The sequence below is a fragment of the Pedobacter psychrodurus genome (assembly GCF_032678585.1).
GTDB classification, from domain to species: domain Bacteria; phylum Bacteroidota; class Bacteroidia; order Sphingobacteriales; family Sphingobacteriaceae; genus Pedobacter; species Pedobacter psychrodurus_A.
This window is the reverse complement of record NZ_JAVTSN010000067.1, coordinates 20,913-31,691: the sequence shown is the minus strand read 5'-3', so window position 1 is coordinate 31,691 and position 10,779 is coordinate 20,913. Positions and strand designations below refer to the sequence as shown.

The 10,779-nt window shown below is 38.2% G+C and carries 9 protein-coding genes; 3 read left to right on the top strand and 6 right to left on the bottom strand.

All coding sequences use genetic code 11. The annotated features are described in order from the left end of the window. Positions 1–52 precede the first annotated feature (52 nt). On the bottom strand, positions 53–889 hold the full coding sequence (locus R2S57_RS28165) for a M57 family metalloprotease (RefSeq protein ID WP_316848252.1): 837 nt from the start codon (positions 887–889) through the stop codon (positions 53–55). Between the two features lie 162 nt (positions 890–1,051). On the opposite strand from R2S57_RS28165, the gene R2S57_RS28160 reads away from it, so the two are divergent. After that, the gene (locus R2S57_RS28160; RefSeq protein ID WP_316848251.1) at positions 1,052–3,835 is read left to right on the top strand and encodes a S8 family serine peptidase; all 2,784 of its coding nucleotides are present in this window, start codon (positions 1,052–1,054) and stop codon (positions 3,833–3,835) included. Positions 3,836–4,070: 235 nt separating this feature from the next. Then, positions 4,071–5,723: a M28 family metallopeptidase gene (locus tag R2S57_RS28155; RefSeq protein ID WP_316848250.1), complete on the top strand. Its 1,653-nt coding sequence runs from the start codon at positions 4,071–4,073 to the stop codon at positions 5,721–5,723. A gap of 81 nt (positions 5,724–5,804) precedes the next feature. Here the strand turns inward: R2S57_RS28155 and R2S57_RS28150 are convergent, their stop codons facing one another. After that, positions 5,805–6,407 carry an outer membrane beta-barrel protein gene (locus R2S57_RS28150; RefSeq protein WP_316848249.1) on the bottom strand — a complete coding sequence of 201 codons (603 nt, stop codon included), beginning with the start codon at positions 6,405–6,407 and terminating at the stop codon, positions 5,805–5,807. A gap of 317 nt (positions 6,408–6,724) precedes the next feature. Continuing rightward, positions 6,725–7,282 carry an NAD(P)H-dependent oxidoreductase gene (locus tag R2S57_RS28145; RefSeq protein WP_316848248.1) on the bottom strand — a complete coding sequence of 186 codons (558 nt, stop codon included), beginning with the start codon at positions 7,280–7,282 and terminating at the stop codon, positions 6,725–6,727. A 103-nt stretch (positions 7,283–7,385) separates the two neighbouring features. On the opposite strand from R2S57_RS28145, the gene R2S57_RS28140 reads away from it, so the two are divergent. Beyond that, a complete protein-coding gene (locus R2S57_RS28140) occupies positions 7,386–8,588 on the top strand; it encodes an MFS transporter (RefSeq protein ID WP_316848247.1) in 1,203 nt (400 codons plus the stop codon). 51 nt (positions 8,589–8,639) lie between these two features. On the opposite strand, the gene R2S57_RS28135 is transcribed toward R2S57_RS28140, so the two are convergent. From R2S57_RS28135 to R2S57_RS28125, 3 genes are all read right to left on the bottom strand, one after another. Beyond that, positions 8,640–9,275, bottom strand: a complete 636-nt coding sequence (locus R2S57_RS28135) for an outer membrane beta-barrel protein (RefSeq protein ID WP_316848246.1) — start codon at positions 9,273–9,275, stop codon at positions 8,640–8,642. Positions 9,276–9,434: 159 nt separating this feature from the next. Continuing rightward, entirely contained in the window at positions 9,435–10,064 is a 630-nt protein-coding gene (locus R2S57_RS28130) for a hypothetical protein (protein WP_316848245.1), read from the bottom strand. 11 nt (positions 10,065–10,075) lie between these two features. Then, positions 10,076–10,729, bottom strand: coding sequence for a hypothetical protein (locus tag R2S57_RS28125; RefSeq protein WP_316848244.1), 654 nt, complete (start codon positions 10,727–10,729; stop codon positions 10,076–10,078). Positions 10,730–10,779: the final 50 nt, after the last annotated feature.

Here is a 10,779-nt window from a genome sequence, read left to right as displayed (position 1 = left end):
AATATTCGGGGCTTCTAACTTTGATCTGTAAGGTAATCCGTTGGGTGTTTTTTTAGTTGTAAAGATAATTGATCGCAATTACATCGTTGGCATTAAAGGTGCGGTTGCCACCATTAGAGCAAGCCAACATAAATGATGCTGCATCAGGACTAGAAGGAGTTCCTGGTATTCTAACTGCACCAACATTCGATGCACCTTCATTTCCTGCACCGCTCGCGCCACAGCTAAAAGCACGGTTCATGTAATCTGTATGGCGGAAACCAATACAGTGACCAACTTCGTGCTGAAGAACAGAAGCCAGGTACAGTAAATTTGGATTGGCACCGTAGGCTGCAGCATTCGTGTTCATTTTAACCTTGTTAAAAGGCGCACCTGATGAAGTAGGGAAGCCAGATGAACCTAAAGTAATAAAGCCACCGCTCGGACCTTCGTTAAAGCCAACAATGTCGATGTTTCCTTTTGCGCTTCCGCTTGCTCTCTGGAAAGTAAGACGTAAGCCTAAAGAGTTGTATCTCGAAATCATGGTATTTACTGCATCGCTATATACCTGTGGTAAATTGGTAACCGATACAGTAACTACACGTGGTAAAGATTTAACAATGTTTGTGGTTCGGTACTGCTCGGTTTCAGCAATGTTTAAATTTGCACCTGTTGACGTTTCAGTTAAATTATCTTCAGTTAAAAGAATATCGCCTTCAACTAAATAACCTTCGTCTATTTTACGTACATTATCTGTACTAAAGCCTAAGGATTTGATCTGTGATAATTTGTCAGCTGAAATATCTGTTTTGTTTTCTACTGCGTTCTCTGTATTATTACTCTTACAAGAGTATAGAGTAGTGAATAGAAGACATAGTGCTGCAATGGATAAAAATTGGGATGTTTTCATCTTGTTTAGGTTTGATTTTTTTTTAGAATGAATAAGTTAGTTAATAAAATTGGTGGATTACCTTATAAACCCTAATTTAGGGAAGATAAACGATGTAAACAAAAATTTATAATAAAATAATTATTGAAAGTCACTACTGTATTTTTAGTTATGTATTTGTGTATGTCTGCGTTTTATTTAAACGCACAAGTACAACCTGTGGGAATAGAAAAATATTTTGAAAAATATATTTCAAAAACAGGAAATTCTCAAAAAATAAGTTTCGAACAGCCCATTTTGGTTCGGTTCAACCGCAGTTTAACAGCCAGCGAAATCCGGTTATTGAACCCTAAAAAGAAGCTTGCCGGCGATTATTTTATTGTCGAAAAACCGGCAGTTTCTGGTCTTTCAAAAAGCATCATTTATCAGCAACAAGCTAACGGACTTTGGAAAGCCAGTGATCGGCTGATGAAAGTGATAAATAAGGAGGGTAAAAAGAACGATTCCATCCTGGTGAGGTTAGCTTTTAAAAACATAAACCTTCTGCCAAATACAGGTAAAAACCTAAGCATAAAAAAGATAGACCATTTAAATAATATTTGCACTGTACATATTTTACCTGCCGATTTGATGTTGTTACTTGATCTGGACGACGTTTTATATGCAGATGTGTTGCCTGTGGCTAAAGAGGAGGTGGTGATTAATGGTATCGATTTAAGTTTAAACCAAATTTCGAATGCCCATAGTCTTTTTCCGGGTATCGATGGTACTGGAGTCAATGTTTCTTTTAAAGAAGGCATGTATGATGCGGCCGACCTTGATCTGTTGGGAAAAACCCTGCCCGGTGCCATTATTGGCGATACACCTACCAGTCATGCTACTACAATGGCCACGCTGGCCTTAGGCAGTGGTAATTCTTTTATCCGTGGATTGGGGGCAGCTCCAAAAGCTAAATTGGCTTATTCTGATTTTATTAATCTGATGCCCGATTTGGTTACGGATTTAAACAGGCTTCAGATTAAAGTCCAAAACCATTCCTACGGTACTGATATTGATAATGATTACGGAATGGAAGCCGCTGCATACGATAAACAGATCTTTGAAACCGATACCATGATCCATGTTTTTTCGGCCGGAAATAGAGGAACAACAACGCCATCGGTAGGGTTTTATCAAGGGATAACCGCTATAGCCAATTTAACGGGTAATTTTAAACAGGCCAAAAATCTATTGGTTATAGGCGGCATTAGTAGAGAAAATGTTTCTGAAAGCCTAAGCAGTAAAGGGCCTGCATACGATGGACGTGTAAAGCCCGAGCTTGTTGCCCTGGGTGAAGACGGAACATCGGGTTCTGCGGCAATTACCAGTGGATCAGTTGCTTTGTTGGAACAGTTTTATCAGCAGAAGTATAAAAAAGCCGCTTCCGCTTCGCTGATCAGGGCAACACTGATTAACTCGGCTGATGATTTGGGAACGCCACAAGTTGATTTTATATATGGTTATGGAAAACTGAATGTAGCCCAATCGCTGAAAACTTTAGATGAAAACCGGGTTTCTTTGTATGATGTAGCCAAAAACCAGGATTTGGTGATCCCTTTAACTGTTCCAGCCAATGTGGCGGAAGTTAAACTCACCATTACCTGGAACGATCCTCCAGCGGTTGTTAATGCTGCGCAAAGTTTGGTTAACGGGTTGGATTTAAGTCTCGAAAGCCCATCGGGCAGTATAACTTTACCATGGTCTTTAAGTAGTTTCCCTCATTTAGATTCGCTATCAAAGCCAGCAGTACGCAGGGCAGATGTAATTAATACTGTTCAGCAGATCAGTCTGGACAATCCAACGGCAGGAACTTACAATGTCCGTGTTAAAGGAAATAGAATTGCGCAGGGGACCAATCAGCGTTTTGCTTTAGCTTATCGTTACAAACTGAAGAATACTTTTTCTTTTATTAGCCCAGAGAAAAACGAATACTTTTTTGGCAATGAGGGGAATTACATCCGATGGGAAAACAGCTACTCAGCCAAAAGCGGGAATTTATCGGTGAGTTATGATAATGGGCTTACATGGAAATTGATTGCTTCGGGTTTAGATTTAAGCAGAGGCTTTTATAATTGGCTTGCGCCTGATCTGTTTTCGAAAGCAATGGTAAAAATGGAAGTTGAGGGGAATGTAATGATGAGTCAGTCTTTTGTTGTTTCAAGTCCGCTGGTATTAAAGGTAGGTTATGCCTGTAAAGATGGGATTGTATTAAACTGGAACCCTCAGCCGGGTGCTAAAGATTATACACTGTATAGTGTTGTAAATAATGTGCTTTCGCCAGTGTTAACCCTTACCGATACCATTACAAAGCTTGATATCACTAAAGTTCCCGGAAAATATTTTGCGGTAGCGGCCAACGGAACTGGATTTACAGGTTTAAAAAGTTATACCATCGATTATACACAGCAAGGAATCGCCTGTTATGTGAAAAGTTTGTTGGCATCGGTGGCTGAAGATCGAATTAGGCTCGATCTGAATATTGGAACTACCTTGGATTTAAAGAATATCATTTGGGAAAAACAGACAGGTGTGAATACTTTTACAGTGCTACAGCAAACGAAACCCATTCAAAATCAGGTTGACTATACCATTTTTGATGATAAACCAAAGGAAGGTATCCAATTTTACCGGGTAACTTTCGAAACGGCAAACGGGCAGGTGCAGAGTGATCTGGTTTCGGTGGTATATCTTAAGGAAGACCAGTTTTCTTTCTTCCCCAATCCTGTAGCCGATTATTTAACCATTCTGAGTGGCTCGTTCGAAGATTATAGCTTGTCGATATTTAATATTTTAGGGCAGAAGGTTTTTGAAGAAAAGGCAACAAGCTCGAATAAATTTGCCCTTAATGCACTATCAACAGGTGTTTATGTAGGGGTGATTAATAAAAACGGACAACAGTTGAAGAAATTTAAACTGATTAAGAAATAACGATCATCTGCGTGATTGAGGAAACTCTTTTGATTTATTTGTCCTGCTGATCTGAAATGATAGTTCAGTAACATTAGAATTAAGTGTGTTTAGAACTTATCTGCGTGAATCTGTGTAATCTGCGGCAACCATTATTGCTCATGCGTATCTACAGATTTTAAGGTGATAAACGCAGATAATTCCTGATTTCTTTGTATTTTCATCATATCAGTAAACCAGAATCTAATCCTTATAAATGAAAAAACTCATACTATTTTCCAGCTGTGCGCTTCTTTTTTTTTGTGCCTGCAAACAAAGTATAAAAAGCACTAACACTGTTGCCGATTCTCTGGCTATAAAAGCAATTAACGATTCGAGTTTAACCCAATATTTATCGGTAATTGCGGCTGATAGTTTGCAGGGAAGAAAACCTTTTACCACTGGTGAAACCAAAACCATTAATTATTTAAAGGCACAGTTCGAAAAATTGGGATTGGAGCCAGGCAATGGAAGCAGTTTTTTTCAGGAGGTACCTATGGTCGAGATTAAATCGGTACCAGAAGATAAAATGGTATTTAAAGGAAAAACCACTTCTTTAACTTTAAACTATTTAAACGATTTTGTGGCCGGAACAAGGCGTGTACAAAACGAGGTGAGCATCAACAATTCACCTTTGGTTTTTGCAGGTTATGGCATTGTTGCACCGGAGTATAGCTGGAACGATTATGCCAATCTTGATGTAAAGGGGAAAACGGTTGTAGTGCTGATCAACGATCCCGGGTTTGCCGATTCTACTTTATTTAAGGGAAAAAACATGACCTATTATGGCCGCTGGACGTATAAGTTTGAAGAAGCTGCAAGGCAAGGGGCTACAGGAATCATCATCGTACATGATACTGAGCCGGCAGCTTATCCATGGACTGTTGTACGAAGCGGCTGGTCGAAATCTAAACTCACATTACAAAGTGAAGATAATGGTATGAACAGGAGCGTGGTAGAGGGCTGGATTACTTTAAATAAGGCAAAACAGCTATTCGCAATGGATGGCAAATCGTTCGATGAGTTGGCTTTAAGTGCCCGTAAAAAAGGTTTTAAAGCGGTACATTTAAATATCACAACATCTTTAAAGGTTAAAAATACCATCAAGAAATCGGTTACCTATAATGTTCTGGCTAAAATACCAGGCGATAAACGTAAAGATGAAGCCATTATTTATTCGGCACATTGGGATCATTTAGGTATAGGAGAAAAGATACAGGGCGATTCGATCTATAATGGAGCTGTTGATAATGCAACGGGCGTTGCGTCTCTTTTCGAAATTGCTTCAGCCTTCAAAAAACTGCCTAAAGCGCCAGGGCGAACCATCCTGTTTATTTCTTATACGGCAGAGGAGCAAGGTTTATTGGGATCGGAGTATTATGCCAAACATCCTACTTTTCCATTGGCAAAAACCGTAGCCAATATTAATATGGATATGATGGGTATAGCTGGTAAAACAAAAGATGTTGTGGTGTATGGCTTTGGTCAATCAGAACTGGAGGATTATGCGGCCGAGTGTGCAAAAAAGCAGGGACGGGTAATTGTGCCAGATCCTGTTCCATCATCAGGCTTGTATTACCGTTCAGATCATTTTAACCTGGCCAAGGTGGGTGTGCCATCGCTATTTACTGGTTCTGGAGTAGATAACATCAAAAACGGTAGGGAGTGGGGATTAAAGCAGGTAGCTGATTTTACCAAATTCCGTTACCATTCGCCGCAGGATAATTTTGATGCCAAAACATGGGATTTATCAGGGATTATAGAAGATGTGAGGATGCTTTTTGATATGGGTTACCGCATCAGCAATGAAGATGCTTATCCGAAATGGAAAGAGGGATCTGAATTTAAAGCCATCAGAGAAAAGAAATAACAAAAAGCGTCCCGATTAATCAACCGGGACGCTCCTTGAAAAAAAGTCATTTATTAAGTTTTTCCTTTTGGGAAGACTTAATTAAAAGTAGAATTGTACACCTAATCTTGGTGCAAAAGTATCAGCATTTAAGCCAAAGCTGTTTGTTTTTAATTTAGCACCTGTTCCTTCAGCTTTGATGGTATAGTTTTCATAACTTAAACCTTTAACCGAAAGTTCGATACCGATTCTTTTAGTTGGGAAGAAAGCAAAACCTGGTGCTAATTCTACACCGATTTTAGTAGTTGTACCCAATTTAACTGAATTATCGCCGTTTGCATCAGTTGCTTTTAACTGACCGAAAGCCAATGGCACAGATAATTGTCCGAAGAATTTAAATTGATCAGATAAACCAACATAATAACGACCGAATGGAGCAACTTTAAAAGCACCATCTTGTGTTTTCTCACTAACTGTTTTATTGTATTCGTAACCAACACCGGTACCGATTGCAAAATTGTTGCTGATAAAGTAACCAACACTTGGTAATACTGTAAAGCTGAAATCTGCTTTTGGAGCGCCATCAGCTTTTGTAGAATTAACACCTACATTACCACCTAACATAAAATTTCCTTTTTCAGTTTGTGCATGTGCACCATAAACTAAACCTGCTACTGCTACTAAAGATAATAATAGTTTTTTCATCTTTTTTATTATTTATTTGTTATTAAAATATAGTCAATTTTGCTCTTTTAATCTCTGACTATATTCGCCTAAAAGTCAACACTTGTGCCAAAAAACTTTGTCTACGTCATTAAAAAATCAGTTTTTTGTCAACTGCTTAACTCACAAACAGATGTAAATTTAATGTTAAGCCAATATTATTTTCGTGTGACCAAAGATCAATCGATTGATTAATTTTTTGGACATGACAGATTGACAATCTGACTTTTTTTGTATAAATGTCAGATTTTTAAGTAGCAGAAATGGCAGGTTTTGAGGAAACCTTATCGCAGCTTTATTTAAACCTTACAGGCTGAAATTAAATTTTCGATTTTCTTTTTGATGATGCTGATGGTTTTCTCGTCGCTTAAGTTTCCATCTGCATCGAATTTGTTTTGTGCCTGTGCAACCAAAACTTCTGGTTGTAAAACCGGATTCATATTTAAGAAAGTAAAAACGGGCAGGAACGCCGTTTGCATCCTTACGGTACCCCACATTCCTTGTGTGGCACCCATTACAGCAACCGGTTTATGCATCAATGGTGAATCCTTGCCACGGCTGGCCCAGTCGATCGCATTTTTCAACCCACCGGGAATAGAATAGTTATATTCGGGAGAGGCAATAATAAAAGCATCTGCAGCGGCAAGGGCATTTCTAAATTTTACCACACTTGCTGGTCTTTCTTCAACTTCAGGTAAATCATAGTCTGCATTATAAACCGGGATCTCATCAAAAGCTACAATTTCAAATTCGATACCTTCGGGTATTAAATCGCCTGCAATTTTAAGTAACATTGCATTATAAGAACCTTTTCTAAGGCTGCCGCATAAACCCACAATTTTTCTATTCTTTTCCATAGCTATTAAACCGAAACTTTATCAAAATGTTTTGCTTTTGCAAGGACAAGTTGTGTAGTTTAAAAATTTATAATCACTATTTTTGACGGTATAAGATACCGTTATGACTGAGCATACATCTACCACATCAATTATTGAAAAAACCGTTTTCCCGATACTTTTCGCTTTAAGTTTTTCGCATTTGCTAAACGATACCATACAATCGTTAATTCCGGCAATTTATCCCATCATTAAAACCAGTTATCATTTAAGCTTTTCGCAAATTGGTTTAATTACACTTACTTTTCAATTGGCCGCATCATTACTACAACCTTTTGTAGGACTGTATACCGATAAAAAGCCTCAGCCATATTCGCTGGCAACTGGGATGGGCTTTACGCTGATCGGTTTAGTTTCGCTTTCACAATCCACCCATTTTTATACCATATTAATTTCGGTATGCTTCATTGGGATAGGCTCATCTATATTTCATCCGGAGGCATCCAGAATGGCACATGCAGCATCGGGTGGAAAGAGGGGACTGGCGCAATCCGTTTTTCAATTGGGCGGAAATGCCGGGAGCTCATTAGGTCCATTATTGGCCGCCTGGATTATTGTACCCTACGGTCAGTTTAGTGTGGTTTGGTTTTCGGTGATTGCGCTATTGGCCATCATCATCCTTACCTATGTAGGCAATTGGTATAAAGGTTTTATGCTTTCGAGAAGTAAAAAGATTAATATACAGACGGTTGTGAATCAGTTTTCGAGAAGTAAAGTGATCTTTTCTGTTTGTATTCTGTTGTTGTTGATCTTCTCCAAATATTTCTACATGGCAAGTTTAACCAACTACTTCACCTTTTATCTGATTGATAAATTCCATGTTTCTGTACAGACTTCACAGATCTATCTATTTGTATTTTTGTTCTCTGTTGCTGCAGGAACCTTGTTGGGTGGACCAATAGGCGATAAAATAGGTCGAAAGTATGTGATCTGGGCATCAATATTGGGTACAGCACCATTTGCGCTGTTGTTGCCACATGCCAGCCTGTTTTGGGTGGGAGTACTGATCGTTCCTATTGGAATGATCCTGGCATCTGCATTCTCTGCAATTTTAGTTTATGCACAAGAACTGATCCCGGGAAAAGTAGGCTTGGTTGCAGGACTGTTTTTTGGCTTTGCTTTTGGTATGGGCGGCATAGGATCGGCTTTGTTAGGAAAACTAGCCGATTCTACGAGTATCGAATATGTATTTAATGTATGTGCCTTTCTGCCTTTAATTGGGTTATTAACAGGTTTCTTGCCGAATATAGAAACAAAGAAGAAATAAAAAAGCCCATCCAATTTTAGCGGATGGGCCAGAATTTTGACTGTTGAGAAGTTAAAAAAGGATATAAATCTTAAAGCCAAGGTTATTGATAAAGCCTTGACTGCTTAAATTGAATGAGGTATATTCATTTTTGGTGAAAAAGTTATTGGCGTTGACTTCGTTTTGTTCTGTTTTGCTGTAGGCAATATCTGCAGATAATAGACTTGTTTCCAATGCAAATCTTTTAGAAACGAACCAGGTAATCCCACCATAGGCACCTATAGCGTATTGGTTTGAAGTGAAGTTTGTTACCTGAGGATAAGCATTGTCGTATAAACTAATGTTTTTAGAATAGGTGTAGCTAGCTCTTCCACCTGCATAAGCATATAAGGTTTTTATAAGAGGAAAATAGCGTTGGTAACTTAGGTTTCCGCCATAGCTTTTTTGTTCTTGGTTACTGTTACTTCCAGAGAAATTTTTATTTATTCCATAGGTTAAATCTAAGCCAATTTTATCATTGTCTTTAAAGAAATAGCCATAACCAAGCGTAAAGGAGTTGTTTTTAGATTCGGTTTCGTAGTTGTTGCCACTGCTTTTGGATTTAGTAGAGTTTACACCGAAGCTTAAAGCATTTGTTCCTTTTGTTTGCGCGAAACCGCATAGGGAGATACCCACGGCCATAGCCGTAACTAATAATTGTTTTTTCATTTCATTTGTGTTTTTGTGTATTCAATAATAAAATAAAAAAGTGATATTAACTATTAGTTTAGTTGTAACTTAGTTAAGTTATTGATTATCAGTAATAAAAAAAAACACCGATCTGTTTTGTTCGATCGGTGTTGCATATTAATTAGACTGATATGTACCCTATTTAGAATTTGCGTTCAGGATAAAGTAGTACATTTCAAGAGGAGTGGAGTTACAATCGTCTCCTATATTCCCGGTAATGGATTTGATCTTTCCGTTTTCCTCAGGGAAAATACTTCTGTTGTATTCGATCTGTGCGCCACCTATCGATTTAATCTTTCCATTCTCTTCTTCAAAAATGCTCCTGTAGTATTGGATTGCTACATTGCCTATTGATTTGATTTTTCCATCTTCTTCAGTGAAGATGCTTCGATAATATTCGATTGACATATCCCCGATTGATTTTACCTTTCCATTTTCTTCGGGAAAGATGCTTCGATAATATTCGATTTTTTTATCGCCAATAGATTTAACTTTTCCATTTTCCTCGGGGAAAATACTTCTATAGTATTCAAATTTCTTATCTCCAATGGATTTAATCTTTCCGTTCTCTTCCGGAAAGATGCTTCGATAGTATTCTATTTTTTTATTGCCAATAGACTCTGGCTTCCCATTTTCTTCGGGGAAAATACTTTTATAATATTTTATTTCAGTGCTTTCTGTTGTCTGGGCTTTCACATTACATACGTAAGTGAAGAGCAAGACTAAGCTTAAAATTCTTAAGCTTATTAGATTGAATATTTTTCTCATCTGATCAGAGATTAAAAATGATAATTGAACGTAAATGTTGGGGTGAAATTCTGCAGCGCAAGTTTCAGGTTATTGGTTTTGTCGTAATTGTAGAGTGATCCTTCCGAGTAATAATTTTGATGGAAGAAGTTTACAATTGGGAACGAAAACTCAATGGCAGAATGGTCTGACACGAAATAGGTAAAACCAGGACTTATACTGGCCCCATATCCCTTTACTTTGGCATCGGTACGGATGAGGTAACCATCCTCATCAATACGGTTAAAGGTGTTTAACTGGAGCAGGAGATTGGCCTGCATAAAAAACTTAAAACGATTTTTAACATCGATGTATTTACGTACGAAAGGGGAGATGCCAATACTAAATTCCTTTACGCCGTGGCGGTCTTCGTACCTGCCATCTTCTTCATCCCATACAATATAATCTTCTCTTCTAAGTTTTGAGAGATTTAATGGGATTTCGAGGCCTATGGCAAAATTATTGGCCAAAAAGTAGCCGCCACGTGGCGTTAGGGTAAAAGTGTTAAGGCTTGGTGAAGAACTGTTCTGTTTGGAAGTCCCAAAACTGGCACTCATGCCAACAAAGCCGGATCCTTTTTCAGTTTGGGCATAACAGCGCCAACTGACGGCGCATAGCAGCGCCATGATGATTAACTTAGGTTTCATTTTATTTGTGTTTTTGTGTGTAATCAATAATAATCATTATTGAATTAAAA